Annotated in this window: 12 protein-coding genes, 9 tRNA genes, 4 rRNA genes and 1 riboswitch; of the genes, 3 read left to right on the top strand and 22 right to left on the bottom strand. The window is 42.1% G+C overall.

Annotated features, from left to right (window positions below; all coding sequences use genetic code 11):
• Positions 1–171 precede the first annotated feature (171 nt).
• The 6 genes from glmM to NY10_RS09950 form a co-directional block, all read right to left on the bottom strand.
• A complete protein-coding gene (gene glmM / locus NY10_RS09975; RefSeq protein WP_058919805.1) occupies positions 172–1,527 on the bottom strand; it encodes a phosphoglucosamine mutase in 1,356 nt (451 codons plus the stop codon).
• 53 nt (positions 1,528–1,580) lie between these two features.
• A complete protein-coding gene (locus tag NY10_RS09970; RefSeq protein WP_058919804.1) occupies positions 1,581–2,774 on the bottom strand; it encodes a CdaR family protein in 1,194 nt (397 codons plus the stop codon).
• A gap of 3 nt (positions 2,775–2,777) precedes the next feature.
• Positions 2,778–3,611 carry a diadenylate cyclase CdaA gene (cdaA, locus tag NY10_RS09965; protein WP_058919803.1) on the bottom strand — a complete coding sequence of 278 codons (834 nt, stop codon included), beginning with the start codon at positions 3,609–3,611 and terminating at the stop codon, positions 2,778–2,780.
• A 161-nt stretch (positions 3,612–3,772) separates the two neighbouring features.
• Positions 3,773–3,845 (bottom strand) — tRNA-Lys (locus NY10_RS09960).
• A 20-nt stretch (positions 3,846–3,865) separates the two neighbouring features.
• A 5S ribosomal RNA gene (gene rrf / locus NY10_RS09955) occupies positions 3,866–3,981 on the bottom strand.
• Between the two features lie 61 nt (positions 3,982–4,042).
• Positions 4,043–4,126, bottom strand: a tRNA-Tyr gene (locus NY10_RS09950).
• Positions 4,127–4,444: 318 nt separating this feature from the next.
• Between NY10_RS09950 and NY10_RS09945 the strand changes: the two genes are divergently transcribed.
• Positions 4,445–5,917 (top strand): YfcC family protein, encoded by a 1,473-nt coding sequence (locus NY10_RS09945; protein ID WP_058920309.1) that lies wholly within the window; start codon positions 4,445–4,447, stop codon positions 5,915–5,917.
• A gap of 45 nt (positions 5,918–5,962) precedes the next feature.
• Positions 5,963–7,300: a M20 family metallopeptidase gene (locus tag NY10_RS09940; protein WP_058919802.1), complete on the top strand. Its 1,338-nt coding sequence runs from the start codon at positions 5,963–5,965 to the stop codon at positions 7,298–7,300.
• Between the two features lie 69 nt (positions 7,301–7,369).
• Here NY10_RS09940 and NY10_RS09935 read toward each other — a convergent pair.
• From NY10_RS09935 to NY10_RS09875, 13 genes are all read right to left on the bottom strand, one after another.
• Positions 7,370–7,441: transfer RNA gene (locus tag NY10_RS09935), tRNA-Gln, on the bottom strand.
• A gap of 4 nt (positions 7,442–7,445) precedes the next feature.
• A tRNA-Tyr gene (locus NY10_RS09930) sits at positions 7,446–7,529 on the bottom strand.
• Between the two features lie 42 nt (positions 7,530–7,571).
• Positions 7,572–7,644: transfer RNA gene (locus NY10_RS09925), tRNA-Thr, on the bottom strand.
• Positions 7,645–7,679: 35 nt separating this feature from the next.
• A tRNA-Glu gene (locus NY10_RS09920) sits at positions 7,680–7,751 on the bottom strand.
• 200 nt (positions 7,752–7,951) lie between these two features.
• Positions 7,952–8,230, bottom strand: coding sequence for a GNAT family N-acetyltransferase (locus NY10_RS09915; protein WP_058919801.1), 279 nt, complete (start codon positions 8,228–8,230; stop codon positions 7,952–7,954).
• Between the two features lie 105 nt (positions 8,231–8,335).
• On the bottom strand, positions 8,336–9,325 hold the full coding sequence (locus NY10_RS09910) for a zinc-dependent alcohol dehydrogenase family protein (protein ID WP_058919800.1): 990 nt from the start codon (positions 9,323–9,325) through the stop codon (positions 8,336–8,338).
• A gap of 430 nt (positions 9,326–9,755) precedes the next feature.
• Positions 9,756–9,828 (bottom strand) — tRNA-Thr (locus tag NY10_RS09905).
• Positions 9,829–9,860: 32 nt separating this feature from the next.
• Positions 9,861–9,933 (bottom strand) — tRNA-Asn (locus NY10_RS09900).
• 12 nt (positions 9,934–9,945) lie between these two features.
• Positions 9,946–10,061: ribosomal RNA gene (gene rrf, locus NY10_RS09895) — 5S ribosomal RNA — on the bottom strand.
• Positions 10,062–10,153: 92 nt separating this feature from the next.
• Positions 10,154–13,073, bottom strand: a 23S ribosomal RNA gene (locus NY10_RS09890).
• Between the two features lie 152 nt (positions 13,074–13,225).
• Positions 13,226–13,298: transfer RNA gene (locus NY10_RS09885), tRNA-Ala, on the bottom strand.
• Between the two features lie 90 nt (positions 13,299–13,388).
• A 16S ribosomal RNA gene (locus NY10_RS09880) occupies positions 13,389–14,950 on the bottom strand.
• Together the 16S, 23S and 5S rRNA genes with 3 tRNA genes alongside form the textbook arrangement of a ribosomal RNA operon.
• A 499-nt stretch (positions 14,951–15,449) precedes the next feature.
• Complete coding sequence (locus NY10_RS09875) at positions 15,450–16,175, bottom strand: O-methyltransferase (RefSeq protein WP_058920308.1); 726 nt, start codon at positions 16,173–16,175, stop codon at positions 15,450–15,452.
• Between the two features lie 231 nt (positions 16,176–16,406).
• On the opposite strand from NY10_RS09875, the gene cbpA reads away from it, so the two are divergent.
• On the top strand, positions 16,407–17,045 hold the full coding sequence (cbpA, locus tag NY10_RS09870) for a cyclic di-AMP binding protein CbpA (RefSeq protein ID WP_058919799.1): 639 nt from the start codon (positions 16,407–16,409) through the stop codon (positions 17,043–17,045).
• Positions 17,046–17,112: 67 nt separating this feature from the next.
• Here cbpA and NY10_RS09865 read toward each other — a convergent pair whose 3' ends face one another.
• The 3 genes from NY10_RS09865 to NY10_RS09855 all read right to left on the bottom strand — a co-directional run bounded on the left by NY10_RS09865 (position 17,113) and on the right by NY10_RS09855 (position 18,420).
• Positions 17,113–17,604: a QueT transporter family protein gene (locus NY10_RS09865; protein WP_058919798.1), complete on the bottom strand. Its 492-nt coding sequence runs from the start codon at positions 17,602–17,604 to the stop codon at positions 17,113–17,115.
• Positions 17,605–17,610: 6 nt separating this feature from the next.
• Positions 17,611–17,655, bottom strand: a riboswitch (PreQ1 riboswitch).
• Between the two features lie 136 nt (positions 17,656–17,791).
• Positions 17,792–18,142 carry a type II toxin-antitoxin system PemK/MazF family toxin gene (locus tag NY10_RS09860; protein WP_058919797.1) on the bottom strand — a complete coding sequence of 117 codons (351 nt, stop codon included), beginning with the start codon at positions 18,140–18,142 and terminating at the stop codon, positions 17,792–17,794.
• A gap of 26 nt (positions 18,143–18,168) precedes the next feature.
• The gene (locus NY10_RS09855) at positions 18,169–18,420 is read right to left on the bottom strand and encodes a hypothetical protein (RefSeq protein WP_058919796.1); all 252 of its coding nucleotides are present in this window, start codon (positions 18,418–18,420) and stop codon (positions 18,169–18,171) included.
• Positions 18,421–18,505: the final 85 nt, after the last annotated feature.

Genomic DNA, 18,505 nt, shown 5'->3' with positions numbered 1-18,505 from the left:
TAACATCCATTACAGGTTCGAATTTCAATTTAGTATAGCATACTTTCTTTTATCCCCCTGAACCTTTCAATTCTTTCTTATATCTTTTTAACTAACTTTATTAAGCTAGCTGGTACTTAAACAAAAAACAGACCCTTTTAAGGATCTGCTTTTTGTCTTTGTATGAAAATGTTAATCTAATCCAATTTCAGCTCTAACCACATCGGCAATGCGCTCAACATAAGAATCAACTTTTTCTTGCGTCGGAGCTTCAGCCATAACACGTAATAACGGCTCTGTTCCACTTGCACGAACTAAAATCCGGCCATCACCGTTCATTTCTTTTTCTACTTCATCGATAATCGCCTTGATAGCTGGAATATCCATTGCGCCATTTTTGTCGCTGACACGGATATTTACCAACCGTTGTGGATACGTTTGAACTTCTTCTGCTAATTCTGATAATTTTTTACCTGTTTGTTTCATTACATTTAATAATTGAATTCCTGATAACATTCCGTCACCGGTCGTATTGTAATCTAAAAAGATCATGTGACCCGATTGTTCGCCACCAAAGTTATATCCGTTTTTACGCATTTCTTCCATGACGTAACGGTCTCCTACTTGTGTTTCCAAAGCAGTCATTCCTGCTGCTTCCACAGCTTTATGGAACCCTAAATTGCTCATAACCGTTGAAACGATCGTATCTTTTTTCAAACGTCCTTTTTCCATTAAATACTTTCCGCAAATGTACATGATTTTGTCGCCATCAACGATATTGCCTAATTCATCGACTGCAATAACACGGTCAGCATCTCCATCAAAAGCAAGACCTGCATCTGCTCCTTTTTCGATAACAAATTCAGCTAGTTTTTCAGGATGTGTCGAACCAACGCCATCATTGATATTCAAGCCGTTCGGCGAAGCTCCCATCACATCAAACTCTGTTTCTAAATCTGCAAATAAACGGTTAAGCAATGGGCTTGTTGAGCCATTTGCTCCATCTAGACAAACTTGTAATCCGCTTAAATCATCCGGAATCGTTTGTTGTAAGAATTGAGTATATTTTAATGATCCTTCTGGATAATCATCAACCGTGCCTAAACCTTCTGCACTTGGACGAGGCAATGTATCTTCCTCTTGGTCTAACAAAGCTTCAATCTCCAACTCTGTTTCGTCTGATAATTTAAAGCCATCTGAACCAAAGAATTTGATACCGTTGTCTTCTGCTGGATTATGGGAAGCTGAAATCATGACTCCCGCAGCAGCTCCTTGGATTCGTGTTAAATAAGCCACTCCTGGTGTTGAAATAACGCCTAATTTCATGACTTCGATTCCAACCGATAAAAGTCCGGCAATTAAAGCTGATTCTAACATTTCTCCGGAAATCCGTGTGTCTCTTCCGACCAATACGCGCGGGTGCAATTCTCCTGCTGAATGCTGGCACAATACGTAGCCGCCAAATCTTCCCAATTTAAACGCTAATTCTGGTGTTAGCTCTGAGTTTGCCACTCCTCTAACTCCATCTGTTCCAAAATATTTTCCCATTCTCATAATGCCCCTTTTCAAAGTTAAGAATCTTGTTTTGTTTAGAAAATCTTTTATTGTGTGCTTGAGTCTGAACTAGATTGACTAGCAGATGATTCGCTGCTTTCGCTTGATACATCTGGGTTAATGATTTTATCTTCTGAAGATGCACTCGACTCTAGTGAGGACTCATCTTCACTACTAGAAACTGCTTCTGAGCTGCTGGCAGATCCACTGGTTGAACTACTGCTGGTATCTTTTATTGAGCTGCTCGGCGTTTCCTCTTTTGGTGTCGAATCATCTTCTTTGACGACTGTTACCCTCACATTGACTTTTTCTGGTGTCACAGCTGAAGCACCTTCCACTAAAGCTAATTCCACTTCTTTAGTCGTTGTTTCAGTTATTCCTGTGACATCGACTTCTACAGGAAAACTGCTTAAATCATCTAATAATTCTTGTGACCCGGTTACACTTACCGTTGTATTTTTTTCGTTTTCTATGCCTAATTCATACGTATAATCATCTTCTGGTTCACCTGTTTGAATCAAAGAGACAGGCACTTCTTTGCTTTCAGCGGCTACTGGAATACTAACAGTGACTTCGCTTGGATTGATATTCACATCCAACTGATTGCCATCTACATCGCTGACACTTATCGGAACGGTCTGCTTGATATCTGACTTCGCACCTTTTGTGGCAGTAACGATTGCTTGCACAGAATGAACCTTATCGATCGTGGAAGCAGCTCCGGAAATTTCAACGGTATCATAATTTAAAGTAGGCTGCCCCGCTACATAACCTTTTGCCAAATCAGTTGCCTCAAATACGACGCCAACTTTAAACGTTTCAACGCGTTTTTCTTCAATTTTAATCGTTACTTCTGATGGTGTAACGGTATAATTCAAATCGGAGGAAAGCCCTTCCGGAATCAATCGTATCGTATGAGTACCTACGCCCAATTGATCTAAGTTTTGAGCTACTAGATCAAAACCTTTATTGGCTGTTGTTTGCGCCACGATATTGGTTGGACCAGTAATTTCGACTGAAGCTGTTTCAGGGAAACCGGAAACAAAGTATTGGTCTTGATCAATATCTACTACGATCGGCACATTTGTGATCGTCTTACTCGAGGTAATGCTAACGCCGCCTAGCGGATTAGTCGTTCGTAGTTTGCTAGTATTTTCGTAATTTACATAAGTAAATAACAAGACAGCGAATCCGAAAGCAACCAGTTTTGTAAACCATGGAGAGTTATAAATCTTTTCCATTTTTTACACTCCTTTCTTAAAACTGTCGATAAACTCTTGTAGCGGATTTTTTTTGACAGCTTCTTCTGGGAGAACCAATTCTTTACTTAAAAATTTCACGAAATCTTCGCGGGATAATTCTCTTAACAAGTCACCGCGGTGAGAGATGCTTACTCCACCTGTTTCTTCTGAAACGATAACCGTGATTGCATCCGTTACTTCACTTAATCCGATTGCTGCACGATGCCGTGTTCCTAAATCTTTCGGGATCAAGGAACTTTCGGATAGCGGTAAATATCCTGCTGCGGCTGCTATTTTATGGTTTTTAATGATGACAGCACCGTCATGCAAAGGGGTATTCGGAATAAAAATATTGATTAACAATTCTCCCGATATATCTGCGTCTAAGGCAATCCCGGTCGAAATATATTCTTCCAAACCTGTTTCCATTTGAATCGAAATCAATGCTCCGATTCTTCGTTTAGCCATGTACTGAACGGCCTGATCGATTTGTTGAATCATTTTTTTAGCCGGGTCTATTTTCCTTTGATTGTTTTTGAAAAACGATCCTCGTCCCAAATGTTCTAACCCTCTGCGCAATTCTGGCTGAAAAATAATGATGATCGCCAAAACACTCCATTGAATAACTAAATCCACGATCCAGTCTACTGTTTGCAATTGGAGAAAGAAACTTCCTATTTTGATCAACATGATGACCGCGATCCCTTTTAATAATTGGACAGCTTTTGTGCCTTTCAATATTTTTATCAGCTGGTAAATAAAAAAAGTTACCACCATAATATCGACTGCATTGATAAACGTTCGCCATGTAAATAAGTGTGACCAATCTATGGACATACGTGCACCTCCAATAACTTTTTAAATTGTCACTCGTTTTTTATTATACCATACTTACCCTAAATACTCGTTCATTGTATGAAGGAAAAAACCTGCTTTATTCTGCTGTTTTTTCGAATAATATAAAAAAAAACTAGCAACGTTTCCGTCACTAGTCTTTATGAGTCATGCAGGATTCGAACCTGCGACCCTCTGATTAAAAGTCAGATGCTCTACCAACTGAGCTAATGACTCGAAGCTAAACAAGTTGCTAAGCATGGCAACGTCCTACTCTCACAAAGGGAATCCCTTCACTACCATCGGCGCTAAGAAACTTAACTGCTGTGTTCGGAATGGGAACAGGTGTATCCTTCTTGCCAACACCGCCACACTTTGGACGACTTGTTTAGTTATTTTAAATGCATTTACTAAAAATTAAATTAGTAAATTAATGGTGGAGGGGGGCAGATTCGAACTGCCGAACCCGAAGGAGCGGATTTACAGTCCGCCGCGTTTAGCCACTTCGCTACCCCTCCCAAAACATCCTTTTACATCTTATAACATATCATTCACTTTATCAAGTATAATTTGAAAGTTTTTTTGTTTCTAAGCCCTAGGAGTTGCTTCCAGTTCCTAAGCACTTTACACTTTTAGCATAGGCTGTTTTTTTAGTTAACATACACCTATTTGAGATTACGGTATGTCTCTTCGATTTAAATGCTGAAAACCCCAGTAAAAGCCCTTTTTTGATATACTATTATTGAAAACATCCATTTTTTAGAGATACTTTTTTGTCTGTCTTAAAGGAGGAGAATAGATTGGATACACAAACGCAAAAGAAAAAGAAGTTTTCTATGCCGTCGTCTTTTACTGTGTTGTTCCTCATTATCGTTGCTATCGCTATTTTAACCTGGTTTATTCCAGCAGGTTCATATGACACTGATGATGCAGGAAATATTATTGCTGGAACTTATCATACTGTCGAATCCCATCCTCAGGGGATCTGGGAGGTTTTCATGTCTCCTGTAAAAGGGATGCTTGGAACCGACACGACACCTGGAGCAATTGAAGTTTCGTTGTTTATTATGGTTGTGGGCGGGTTCTTAGGAGTCGTAACCAAGACTGGAGCTTTAGATGCGGGAATCGCTTCTATCGTCAAAGCTTACAAAGGCAAAGAAAAAAAGCTGATTCCTGTATTGATGCTGATTTTCGCTATTGGAGGAACTACTTTCGGTATGGGAGAAGAAACATTAGCTTTCTATCCCTTAATACTGCCAGTGATGGTCGGTGTCGGTTTTGATACTTTGGTTGCTGTGGCTATTGTATTAGTTGGTTCGCAAATAGGTGTTTTAGCTTCTACGGTCAATCCTTTTGCTACTGGAGTTGCGTCACAAGCACTAGGCATCAGTCCGGGAGAAGGTATTATTTGGCGTCTCATTTTATTTATTGTCTTGTATGCCGCTTCCACTTTTTACGTTTACCGTTACGCTGTCAAAGTAGAAAAAGATCCTGATGCATCATTTGTAGCAGAACAAAAAGAAAAAAATATTGATCATTTTAAAATTCACGAATCGCAAAAAGAGCTAGATGCACGACAAAAAAATGTCATGATTCTGTTTGCATTAACTTTTTTCATTATGATCCTTGGTTTGGTTCCTTGGACCTCTTTAAATCAAAACTGGACTTTTTTTGAACGGTTCAATTCTTTCTTGGTTGATATTCCAGTTGTCGGGTCGCTGCTCGGGGCAGGTATGGTGCCTTTAGGAGAATGGTATTTCCAAGAAATTACTATGTTGTTTTTCTTGATGGCTGTAATCATTGGTTTACTGTATCGTCTACCTGAAGGAGAAATCGTCGACGCTTTTATGGATGGCGCAAAAGATCTATTAAGCGTTGCATTAGTGGTAGCTATCGCTCGTGGTATCCAAGTAGTCATGAACGACGGAATGATCACCGCTACTGTTTTACATTGGGGAGAAGAAGGATTGAGTGGTTTGTCTCCTGTATTTTTTACTATTCTAACATATATTTTCTATATTCCTATGTCATTCTTGATTCCTTCTACTTCTGGGTTAGCCGCTGCAACCATGGGAATCATGGGCCCTTTGGGAGGCTTCTCAGGTGTACCGCAGCATCTGGTCATTACGGCGTATCAATCCGCTAGCGGTATCATTAATTTGATCACACCTACTTCTGGCGTAGTGATGGGAGCTTTAGCTATCGCCCGAATCGATCTTAGCACCTGGTGGAAATTTATGGCAAAATTAATCGCACTGGTTTTTATTCTTACCTGTGTCATTTTAGGCATTGCGGCAGTCTTTTCCTAAGTCATTTTCATTGTAAATGTACGTAAAAAAGAAAGAGGTCATCCTATGAAAACATTTATCCAAGAACACCATCAACAAGCTTGTCTTGAAACAATCAAAACGCTTATTGCTTATCCTTCCTATTTGAGAGAAGAATCGAAAAACCCTACTCCGTTTGGCCAAGACATTCAAGCCGTTTTGGAAGAGACACTTTCTATCTGCAAAAATTTAGGTATGAAAACTTATCTTGATCCAGAAGGGTATTATGGATATGCAGATTATGGCGGCAGCAAAGAATCGCTAGCTATCCTGTGTCATTTGGATGTTGTGCCGCCGGGTGATTTAAATTTGTGGGCAACAGATCCTTTTGAAGGTGTCGTCAAGAACGGAGCGCTTTATGGCCGAGGCTCACAAGACGATAAAGGACCAGCAATGGCTGCTCTCTATGCCTTTAAAGCTGTCGTTGATTCTGGGGCGAAATTCAACAAACGCATTCGCTTTATTTTTGGAACCGATGAAGAAACCCTTTGGAGATGCTTAGATCGCTATAATGAAATGGAAGAAAAATCAACCATGGGCTTTGCGCCAGATGCTGAATTTCCATTAACTTATGCTGAAAAAGGGCTCTTACAAGTGAAACTGCATGGCTCTGGAGATGATCGCTTATCTTTAGATTGCGGCGAAGCTTTAAATGTTGTCCCCGGTTCAGCCAACTACCAAGGTTTTTTGACCAATAACTTGATCAAAGAGCTTCAACTATTAGGCTTTGATTACACAATGAATCAAAACACCTTATCCGTTAAAGGAAAATCTGTGCATTCAAAAGATGCTCCAGAAGGTATTAATGCTATTGCCAGATTGGCAGCGGCTCTTGCTCCGCATACTAAGAATAAGGCCATAGCATTTATAAACGCTATGCTTAAAGAAGAGGCAAACGGACAGTCTCTTTTCGGTACGATCCAAGACGAGGATTCAGGAAAGCTGACGGTCAATTTAGCTACCTTAAAAATCGATCCAGAAGAAACAGTCATTGGATTAGACCTTCGCATTCCTGTTACTGCCGATAAGGAACAGCTCGTTAATGTACTCACCAAAACAGCTAATAAATACGATTTAGTTTATGAAGAATTTGATTACCTCTCTTCATTATATGTCCCTAAAGACAGCCGTTTAGTAACTACCTTGTTAGATGTGTATCGCGAAAAAACAGGTGATTTATCTGACCCGCTGGTTTCGGGAGGGGCAACTTTTGCTCGAACGATGGATAACTGTGTAGCTTTCGGTGCCGTCTTTCCAGATTCAGAAGTTACCTTTCATATGCCAAATGAAAAGATGGCTTTGGATGATATTTATCGTTCAATGGATATCTATGCAGAAGCTATTTATCGTTTAGCTTGTCAGTGAAAGCAAAAAAACGGATGATTCTCGCTGTTATTACACGAGAGTCATCCGTTTTTTTATTTGGTATTAAAACTGGGCTAGCTGGATTCGAACCAACGCATAAGGGAGTCAAAGTCCCTTGCCTTACCGCTTGGCTATAGCCCAATAATGGTGGAGGGGGGCAGATTCGAACTGCCGAACCCGAAGGAGCGGATTTACAGTCCGCCGCGTTTAGCCACTTCGCTACCCCTCCATATTAAAAATAATACTTTATTAAAACCTTTAAAAGAATTAATGCCGGCTAAAGGAGTTGAACCCTCGACCCTCTGATTACGATTCAGATGCTCTACCAACTGAGCTAAGCCGGCATAGGCCATTCAAGTAAACGTTTGTTGAAAAAAACTGACCCGTACGGGATTCGAACCCGTGATACCGCCGTGAAAGGGCGGTGTCTTAACCACTTGACCAACGGGCCTATAGGCTTTTCATTCTTAAGCACAAGATTGATTATATAAAGAATTTCATAAAATGTAAAGGGAGAACTGCCTTTTCATAGAATTTTTAATCATTTTTTCATTTTTATGCAGTATATTACATATTTCACCTTGCAGCTCACCTTCTTTTTTTAAGAAAAACTACTCTAATATGGTTAATTAGAGCAGTTTCTTAAAGATGTTATTTCGCTTCTATATCTGCATATTTTTCTGGTTTTCTTTCAAACAAAGTTTTGGCATACGGACAAAGAGGCACGATTTTTTTATTTTCATTGCGCATTTCTTCAACTACACGATCAACCAATTGTGCTGCAATACCTTGTCCTCGTAAAGATGGATCTACAAACGTATGATCTAAAATAACTTTATCTTCACCTGATGGCACATAAGTTACTTCAGCTAACATTTTTCCTTTTTCGTCATTTTTATAAAAACGATTTCCAGATTTTTCGAATTCCATTTTTTCACTTCCTTCGCCTGACTTATTAGTAAATTACCTTCTCATTATAACATTAATATCTTGCTAGCATTTAGTATATCAAATTATTTTAAAATTGAACAACCTTCAGATACGCAGCGCAATTTTCCCTACTTGTTGTCCCTTTTCCAAATAATCAAATGCTTTTTCATATTCATCCCATTCAAATATACTATCGACGACAGGGTGAATTTGATGTGTTTCAATGAAGTTTAACATTTCTTGATATTCTTCTGCGCTTCCCATCGTTGTGCCTTTTAACGTATATTGTCCATAGAAAAATTCTCTTAAATTAAATTCAATGGTGTCTCCTGTGGAAGAGCCGATCAGCACCATTGTACCACCTTGACGCAGTTGCTTCATCGATTGATGAAACGTAGCTGCTCCCACAGTTTCAATGACCACATCAACTTTTTCGTTATCCAATGCCTCATCCCAATTTGTCTCGCTTTGAATACCTTTATCGGCTCCTAGTTTTTCTGCTTGCTTTAATTTTTCCGCCGAACGAGAAGTCACGTAAACCTTCGCACCAGCCGCTTTAGCAAATTGCAGCAAAAATGTTGCTACTCCGCCACCGATACCCGGAACTAAAACAGACGTCCCTTCTGTAACATTTCCTTTTGTAAATAAAGCTCGATAGGCTGTTAATGCAGATAACGATAATGTTCCAGCTTCTTCCCATGATAAAAATTCAGGCTTCAGCGCAATATTTTCAATAGGCAAAATGATTTCTTCAGCGAAGGTGCCATGGACAGGATTGCCAAGTATTTTAAAGTCAGGAGGAGCAGCATCTGTTGCTTCATGCCAGTTTAAGCCTGGATTGATTATTACTTCGTCTCCAACTTTAAACTGCTGTACATCTGCGTTTATTTCGCTAATAACTCCTGTTCCGTCAGACCCAATGACTAAAGGAGCTGCTGACGCTTCATGTTGCGCAACTGTAAATAAATCGCGATGATTTAAGCCGACCATTTTCATCTTCACACGAACTTCATTTGATTGTAAAGAACGGCTTTCCCATTCTTCCAAATGCAAACCTGCCATCCCTTTTTGATTTTTATGCACTAATGCTTTCATTTGATCACCTCTCCTTAAGTTTAAACTAAGTATACCGTTAACTTGTTGAAGTTACAAAAAAACGCTACAAAAGCCTATAGAGGCTTGTCTTTTTGTCCAAGTCTTATAAGTTCAGATCTTATAAGTTCAGAAGAGATAATCGTACAGATAAAAAGGTATTTCAAAGAATTCTAACTCATACTTCGTTAGCAAAAGTGTGGATTTAAACATTCTTACGATACTCAAAAAGGGTTTGCGTACCTTATGTACGGAGATTTAAGCTCCTTAAGGTACATAAAAGAGGTTTGCATACCATATCAATAGAAGTTTAGTGCCCTTAAGGTACTCAAAAGGGATTTAGGTCATATACTTTTATATCATTAACGTATTGAAGACACAAAAAAAGCCACATCCCATTAAGAGATGTGACTTTTATTTAGTGTTTATTTTAAGCCACTTGCCGGAATCGAACCGGCGACCTCTTCCTTACCATGGAAGCGCTCTACCAGCTGAGCTAAAGCGGCAAGAATAGACATCGTTAAACAAAAAAAAAGAACTCCGCAAGCAGGATTCGAACCTGCGACATCATGATTAACAGTCATGCGCTCTACCAGCTGAGCTATTGCGGAATAATGATCAATGCGCGGCAGCGTCCTACTCTCACAAAGGGAAACCCTTCACTACCATCGGCGCTAAGAAGCTTAACTGCTGTGTTCGGCATGGGAACAGGTGTGACCTTCTTGCCGTCACCACCGCACATTGTTTCATCAAGAGAACGGTGTTCTCTCAAAACTGGATAGTGTTTTTCTCTTGCAACATCGTGTCGAAATCAAGACACCGTTTAAAAAATTGGTTAAGTCCTCGACCGATTAGTATTGGTCCGCTCCATACATCGCTGTACTTCCACTTCCAACCTATCTACCTGATCATCTCTCAGGGGTCTTACTCACTTACGTGATGGGAAATCTCATCTTGAGGGGGGCTTCACGCTTAGATGCTTTCAGCGTTTATCCCGTCCACACATAGCTACCCAGCGATGCTCTTGGCAGAACAACTGGTACACCAGCGGTGTGTCCATCCCGGTCCTCTCGTACTAAGGACAGCTCCTCTCAAATTTCCTGCGCCCGCGACGGATAGGGACCGAACTGTCTCACGACGTTCTGAACCCAGCTCGCGTACCGCTTTAATGGGCGAACAGCCCAACCCTTGGGACCGACTACAGCCCCAGGATGCGATGAGCCGACATCGAGGTGCCAAACCTCCCCGTCGATGTGGACTCTTGGGGGAGATAAGCCTGTTATCCCCAGGGTAGCTTTTATCCGTTGAGCGATGGCCCTTCCATGCGGAACCACCGGATCACTAAGCCCGACTTTCGTCCCTGCTCGACTTGTAGGTCTCGCAGTCAAGCTCCCTTCTGCCTTTACACTCTACGAATGATTTCCAACCATTCTGAGGGAACCTTTGGGCGCCTCCGTTACTCTTTAGGAGGCGACCGCCCCAGTCAAACTGCCCGTCAGACACTGTCTCCCAGCCAGATCATGGCTGTGGGTTAGAGTGGTCATACAGCAAGGGTAGTATCCCACCAACGCCTCCACCAAGACTAGCGTCCTGGTTTCATCGGCTCCTACCTATCCTGTACAAGCTGTACAAACACTCAATATCAAACTGCAGTAAAGCTCCATGGGGTCTTTCCGTCCTGTCGCGGGTAACCTGCATCTTCACAGGTACTATAATTTCACCGAGTCTCTCGTTGAGACAGTGCCCAAATCATTACGCCTTTCGTGCGGGTCGGAACTTACCCGACAAGGAATTTCGCTACCTTAGGACCGTTATAGTTACGGCCGCCGTTTACTGGGGCTTCAATTCTGAGCTTCGCTCGAAAGCTAACCCATCCTCTTAACCTTCCAGCACCGGGCAGGCGTCAGCCCCTATACGTCATCTTTCGATTTAGCAGAGACCTGTGTTTTTGATAAACAGTTGCTTGGGCCTATTCACTGCGGCTGACCAAATGGTCAGCACCCCTTCTCCCGAAGTTACGGGGTCATTTTGCCGAGTTCCTTAACGAGAGTTCACTCGCACACCTTAGGATTCTCTCCTCGACTACCTGTGTCGGTTTGCGGTACGGGCCGTTTGTTTCTCACTAGAAGCTTTTCTTGACAGTGTGACATCAGGAACTTCGGTACTTAATTTCCCTCCCCATCACAACTTGTCCTTAAAGAAGCAAGCATTTGACTCGCTTCAAGACTTGTTGCTTGGACGCACATATCCAACAGTGCGTATTCCTTAGCCTACTGTGTCCCTCCATTGCTCAAACAAAACAAACGGGTACAGGAATCTCAACCTGTTATCCATCGTCTACGCCTATCGGCCTCGACTTAGGTCCCGACTAACCCTGGGAGGACGAGCCTTCCCCAGGAAACCTTAGTCATTCGGTGGACGGGATTCTCACCCGTCTTTCGCTACTCATACCGGCATTCTCACTTCTAAGCGCTCCACCAGTCCTCACGGTCTAGCTTCGACGCCCTTAGAACGCTCTCCTACCATAGAACCTAAGTTCTATCCACAGCTTCGGTGTTATGTTTAGCCCCGGTAAATTTTCGGCGCAGGGTCACTCGACTAGTGAGCTATTACGCACTCTTTAAATGATGGCTGCTTCTGAGCCAACATCCTAGTTGTCTAAGCAACCCCACATCCTTTTCCACTTAACATAAACTTTGGGACCTTAGCTGGTGGTCTGGGCTGTTTCCCTCTCGACTACGGATCTTATCACTCGTAGTCTGACTCCCGGATATAAATCAATGGCATTCGGAGTTTATCTGAATTCGGTAACCCGAGAAGGGCCCCTAGTCCAAACAGTTGCTCTACCTCCATGATTCTTATTCCGAGGCTAGCCCTAAAGCTATTTCGGAGAGAACCAGCTATCTCCAAGTTCGATTGGAATTTCTCCGCTACCCACACCTCATCCCCGCATTTTTCAACATACGTGGGTTCGGTCCTCCAGTGCGTATTACCGCACCTTCAACCTGGACATGGGTAGATCACTTGGTTTCGGGTCTACGACCACATACTCATTCGCCCTATTCAGACTCGCTTTCGCTACGGCTCCGTCTCATCGACTTAACCTCGCATGGGATCGTAACTCGCCGGTTCATTCTACAAAAGGCACGCTATCACCCATTAACGGGCTCTAACTACTTGTAAGCACACGGTTTCAGGTGCTGTTTCACTCCCCTTCCGGGGTTCTTTTCACCTTTCCCTCACGGTACTGGTTCACTATCGGTCACTAGGGAGTATTTAGCCTTGGGAGATGGTCCTCCCGGATTCCGACGGAATTTCTCGTGTTCCGCCGTACTCAGGATACTGATCAGAGTGAACGGGGTTTCAGTTACGGGGCTTTTACCCTCTTTGGCGGACCTTTCCAGGTCGCTTCTCTTACACCGTTCATTTATGACTCTATGTGTTCAGTCCTACAACCCCAGAAAGCAAGCTTTCTGGTTTGGGCTTTTCCCGTTTCGCTCGCCGCTACTCAGGGAATCGAATTTTCTTTCTCTTCCTGCAGGTACTTAGATGTTTCAGTTCTCTGCGTCTACCTCTACTGACCTATGTATTCAGTCAGCAGTAACACCCTATCAAAGGTGCTGGGTTTCCCCATTCGGAAATCTCTGGATCACAGCTTACTTACAGCTCCCCAAAGCATATCGGCGTTAGTCCCGTCCTTCATCGGCTCCTAGTGCCAAGGCATCCACCGTGCGCCCTTATTAACTTAACCTATGGTCGTTGTTAATAGCGATTCAACATCAATTGATGCGAATCGTAAAAAATAAAACGCGGTTTTTACTTGGTTTCTTACTTTGTTACAATTGTTAAACACTATCCAGTTTTCAAAGAACAACATTTTTGATTTTGCGAATTGCTTCGCAATGGAGCCTAGCGGGATCGAACCGCTGACCTCCTGCGTGCAAGGCAGGCGCTCTCCCAGCTGAGCTAAGGCCCCAATTAAGGTATTAAAGTAAAAAAAGGCCATTGACCTCTCAAAACTGAACAAAGCTAAAACGAATGTGTGAGGTTCCGTAATATTCCTTAGAAAGGAGGTGATCCAGCCGCACCTTCCGATACGGCTACCTTGTTACGACTTCACCCCAATTATCTATCCCACCTTAGGCGGCTGGCTCCTTTGCAGGTTACCTCACCGACTTCGGGTGTTACAAACTCTCGTGGTGTGACGGGCGGTGTGTACAAGACCCGGGAACGTATTCACCGCGGCGTTCTGATCCGCGATTACTAGCGATTCCGGCTTCATGCAGGCGAGTTGCAGCCTGCAATCCGAACTGAGAATGGCTTTAAGAGATTAGCTTGACCTCGCGGTCTTGCGACTCGTTGTACCATCCATTGTAGCACGTGTGTAGCCCAGGTCATAAGGGGCATGATGATTTGACGTCATCCCCACCTTCCTCCGGTTTATCACCGGCAGTCTCACTAGAGTGCCCAACTGAATGCTGGCAACTAGTAATAAGGGTTGCGCTCGTTGCGGGACTTAACCCAACATCTCACGACACGAGCTGACGACAACCATGCACCACCTGTCACTTTGTCCCCGAAGGGAAAGCTCTATCTCTAGAGTGGTCAAAGGATGTCAAGACCTGGTAAGGTTCTTCGCGTTGCTTCGAATTAAACCACATGCTCCACCGCTTGTGCGGGTCCCCGTCAATTCCTTTGAGTTTCAGCCTTGCGGCCGTACTCCCCAGGCGGAGTGCTTAATGCGTTAGCTGCAGCACTGAGGGGCGGAAACCCCCCAACACTTAGCACTCATCGTTTACGGCGTGGACTACCAGGGTATCTAATCCTGTTTGCTCCCCACGCTTTCGAGCCTCAGCGTCAGTTACAGACCAGAGAGTCGCCTTCGCCACTGGTGTTCCTCCACATATCTACGCATTTCACCGCTACACGTGGAATTCCACTCTCCTCTTCTGCACTCAAGTTCCCCAGTTTCCAATGACCTTCCCCAGTTGAGCTGGGGGCTTTCACATCAGACTTAAAGAACCGCCTGCGCTCGCTTTACGCCCAATAAATCCGGACAACGCTTGCCACCTACGTATTACCGCGGCTGCTGGCACGTAGTTAGCCGTGGCTTTCTGGTTAGATACCGTCAGGGGATGAGCAGTTACTCTCATCCTTGTTCTTCTCTAACAACAGAGTTTTACGATCCGAAAACCTTCTTCACTCACGCGGCATTGCTCCGTCAGACTTTCGTCCATTGCGGAAGATTCCCTACTGCTGCCTCCCGTAGGAGTCTGGGCCGTGTCTCAGTCCCAGTGTGGCCGATCACCCTCTCAGGTCGGCTACGTATCATTGCCTTGGTGAGCCATTACCTCACCAACTAGCTAATACGCCGCGGGTCCATCCATAAGCGGTAGCCGAAGCCACCTTTCATCCAACGATCAGGAGATCACTGGAATTATGCGGTATTAGCAGCCGTTTCCGGCTGTTATCCCCCACTTATGGGCAGGTTACCCACGTGTTACTCACCCGTCCGCCACTCTTCTTCTCTGGTGGGTGCAAGCACCCGGTAGAAAAGAAGCGTTCGACTTGCATGTATTAGGCATGCCGCCAGCGTTCGTCCTGAGCCAGGATCAAACTCTCATAAAAGTTGGCTTTGTCCGTTAGGACTTCACCCTTTTAATGATGCTTGAAGCTCATTAATTGAATTGCTAGCGAAATTTCTTTCACTTTATTTCTGTTGGTTTAACCCTTGGTTAAACCACCTTACACATTTGGTTCGTTTTGCTTTGTTCAGTTTTCAAAGGTCATTTCCTTCTGTTTTGACAACTTCTAAATAATAACACTTCTTCAAAAGCTTGTCAACCGTTTATTGAATAATTATTTATTTTAATTGTATAAATATTCAAGTAACCGCTTCATTACTTTTAACGACTCAGTTATAATAACATATCTTTATTTAAACTGTCAACTGTTAAATGAACTTTTTTCAAAAACAGTTTTTTCCGTTCATCGCAATGCAGCAACGTGTTCTAATATATCAGGGATTTGACGATTCGTCAAGCTTTAATAATAGGCTTATTCTATTTATTTAACAGCAAGAGAACATTCCACCTTAAAACACCGATTGTTCTCTTGCTAAACCGTTTCACTCTTTTTCTAATAAATAAGAAAAATCGTATTCTTCTTTCTTTACGATCATTAATAATCCGTCACCTAAAGGAACAATGCTGGATTCCAATGCTGGATGCTTCATTACTACATCAAGAAACAAATTGAGTTTACGATGAATGGCTCTAGATCGTTTGGGTATGTCTTCTTTCGGCAACAAAATCGTTCCGCCTTGTAATACATCATCGACAACCAGCATTCCACCTACTTTTAACAGTCGCATACACTCAGGAAAGAAATCATAATATTTTGATTTCGCGCTGTCCATAAAAATAAAATCATACGGTCCTTTTAAATCTGGGAGAATATCTGCTGCTTGCCCTTCTAAAAGAGTCACTTTATCGGTCAATCCTAATGCTTCGTAGTTTTTTCGGGCTTTTTCAATCATTACATCGAAACGATCGATAGTTGTCACATGTCCTGATTCCCCTACATACTGAGCCATCAAACTAGACGAAAAGCCAATTGCAGCCCCTATCTCCAGGATTTGTTCCGGTTTTATTTGCCCTAGAAGCAAACTTAGAAAAACAACTGTTTCATGGGGAATGATCGGGACACCTTTTTCGTTAGCTTCTCGTTCAATTTCTCCTAACTTACCCGATAAAGGTTTTTGTTCTTTTCTCAAAAAATCTACTATCTCTCTTTTAACTACCGGACGGTCCATCATTTCATTTCTGGCTGTTTTAACTTCTTTATTCTCCATCTCAATCTCTTTTCCCTTCTCATTAACGAACTGCTCGTTCATATTCCTCTTTTAAACTTAAAAGCTCTTTCTATTATAGGACGCCATCTCTTTCCAGACAAGCGTTTGTTCTCGTTACAACTATTTGGTTTATATTTATCGCAGCATTCCTAAAAGCATTGTATCCATTATATTCGATGTGGTACTATCAAAGTATGAAAACTAATTCATCACTTAAAGGAGGATATCGTAATGTTGATTAAATCACTCTGTATTCCTAAAAAGAATCTGACTACTGTTAAAGAAAGTGCCACTCTGCAAGAAGCAATTGATATTCTTGAAAAATCAGGTTATCGTTGCATCCCAATCTTAGACGAAAGCGGCACGATTTTTAGAGGAAATATTTATAAAATGCATATTTACCGACACAAAGCTAATAACGGCGATATGAATTTACCGGTTACGACACTCTTGAAAAATGCCACAAAATTCATTTCTGTTGATTCTTCATTCTTCAAAGTATTTTTTACCATCAAAGAATTGCCTTACATTTCTGTTTTAGATGAAGAAAACCGTTTCTATGGTATTCTGACCCATAGCTCTCTTTTAAACATGTTGCAACAATCATGGAACGTAAATTCCGGCAGCTACGTTTTAACGATTGCTTCTTCTGGACAAAAAGGCGATTTAGCCAACATGACAAAAATCATTAACCGCTATTGTTCGATTTCAAGTTGCATCACCTTAGACGCTGAACGCGAAGAAATCGTCCGTCGTACGATGATGACTTTAGAAGCTGGTGTTACTAAAGAAACCGTCGATCATATTTGCGAACACTTAGACAGAAAAGGTTTCCGTGTTGTAGAGATCGAAGATTTAAAAAATAATTAACGGTATGCCGCCATTATCTCAAAAAAAGCTGAACGTTTAAAACGTTCAGCTTTTTCTATGCACTTGACTATCCTTCAATTCTTTCACTGAAATGAATTTTCGAATCAAGGTACTTCATAACAGGAGCTCCAATAGCCATAACGCCGATTTCCCCTATTCCTACAGTCAAATAACCAAACCAAAACGGTACGCCGAAAGCTAAATTTAATTCCCAAGCAATCAAAGCCGAAACAATTGTAAAGACTGCTGTGTTGATCGCCATTTTACCCCAAATATTGGGAACTTTGCGAATTAAACCACTGGCAATCAAAAGCGACAACAGCGAGTGCCCAACCCCAAAAACTAAATCGTAACCAACCATTGTCGAAAAAAACAAATTCGAAATAAACACTCCGCCGACAATCCCGATGATGTATTTACGATTAAAGACCACTAAATGGTTAAATATTTCGGCTACTCGAAATTGCAAAGCACCAAACGAAATCGGGGCCAAAATCCCTGTTACTGCTACATATAAAGCTGCCACGATTGCATTTGTGACGATATTTTTTGTTTTCATGTGTGAATCCTCCTAGTTTTTTTATGTGGGATGGTTGCGAACCACATATTCAATAACTCAATTATCATACCACTTCAGAAAATGAAGTTCAATCGAATAACAGCAACCTTTGGCCTCTCCATTGTTTGCCGACAAAAAAACACCCGCAAGCAATTCCGCGGATGTTTTTTCGTTTAATTAAATGGAGTTAAATCGTTTTTGAGAGACCGACACTAATTTCTAAAGCTGCATTGATCTTTTTCATCATATGCTGGTCTAATTGCGTTACTTTTTCTCTTAAGCGTTGTTTGTCAATGGTGCGTATTTGCTCCAACAAAACAACTGAGTCCTTTTCTAAATCAAAATTTGCCGCTGACACCTCTACATGGGTAGGCATCTTTGCCTTTTGGATTTTCGCTGTTATCGCAGCCACAATAACTGTTGGGCTGTAGTGGTTTCCTACATTGTTTTGAATAATCAAAACTGGACGCATGCCGCCTTGCTCCGATCCTACAACAGGCGATAAATCAGCGTAATAAATCTCTCCCCGTCTTACCATAGGTATTTCCTCCTTACAATACCTGGTCAGAAATGGGCGCTGGCCTCTTTTTCACAAACTTCAAATTCATTACAAATATCAAGGTTGATACGAGACATTTCCGCATATCCTTTACGCAAGGTATCATATATAGTTAAGTTTTGGTCTGAAAACTGATCTACCACTGCATTCGTTAAATTGTTTTTATTTATTTTTGATTGAATCTCATAGCGTTGACTATCTTCAGTAATATGACGGTTCAATTCTACCTTAAAGAACCGGCCTTTTTCGCTCCCCATGAACCATACCCCCAATGAATAATTCCCTCTTCTTTTATGAAGTAAATCGGTATTAATATATGGGTCAATGGTAACATGAAACACT

The organism is Carnobacterium sp. CP1 (genome assembly GCF_001483965.1).
Taxonomy (GTDB): Bacteria; Bacillota; Bacilli; order Lactobacillales; family Carnobacteriaceae; genus Carnobacterium_A; species Carnobacterium_A antarcticum.
Note: the sequence above shows the minus strand (reverse complement) of the source record. Positions and strands in the feature narration are given on the sequence as shown.

Excerpts from the sequence above, each read along its gene's own strand:
- NY10_RS09915 (WP_058919801.1), bottom strand. The coding sequence starts at position 8,230 with ATGGAATTCGAAAAATCTGGAAATCGTTTTTATAAAAATGACGAAAAA.
- NY10_RS09875 (WP_058920308.1), bottom strand. The coding sequence starts at position 16,175 with ATGGAGAATAAAGAAGTTAAAACAGCCAGAAATGAAATGATGGACCGT.
- NY10_RS09855 (WP_058919796.1), bottom strand. The coding sequence starts at position 18,420 with ATGGGGAGCGAAAAAGGCCGGTTCTTTAAGGTAGAATTGAACCGTCAT.
- glmM (WP_058919805.1), bottom strand. The coding sequence starts at position 1,527 with ATGGGAAAATATTTTGGAACAGATGGAGTTAGAGGAGTGGCAAACTCA.
- cdaA (WP_058919803.1), bottom strand. The coding sequence starts at position 3,611 with ATGTCCATAGATTGGTCACACTTATTTACATGGCGAACGTTTATCAAT.
- NY10_RS09940 (WP_058919802.1), top strand. The coding sequence starts at position 5,963 with ATGAAAACATTTATCCAAGAACACCATCAACAAGCTTGTCTTGAAACA.
- NY10_RS09910 (WP_058919800.1), bottom strand. The coding sequence starts at position 9,325 with ATGAAAGCATTAGTGCATAAAAATCAAAAAGGGATGGCAGGTTTGCAT.
- NY10_RS09860 (WP_058919797.1), bottom strand. The coding sequence starts at position 18,142 with ATGGTAAGACGGGGAGAGATTTATTACGCTGATTTATCGCCTGTTGTA.
- NY10_RS09865 (WP_058919798.1), bottom strand. The coding sequence starts at position 17,604 with ATGAAAACAAAAAATATCGTCACAAATGCAATCGTGGCAGCTTTATAT.
- NY10_RS09945 (WP_058920309.1), top strand. The coding sequence starts at position 4,445 with ATGCCGTCGTCTTTTACTGTGTTGTTCCTCATTATCGTTGCTATCGCT.
- cbpA (WP_058919799.1), top strand. The coding sequence starts at position 16,407 with ATGTTGATTAAATCACTCTGTATTCCTAAAAAGAATCTGACTACTGTT.
- NY10_RS09970 (WP_058919804.1), bottom strand. The coding sequence starts at position 2,774 with ATGGAAAAGATTTATAACTCTCCATGGTTTACAAAACTGGTTGCTTTC.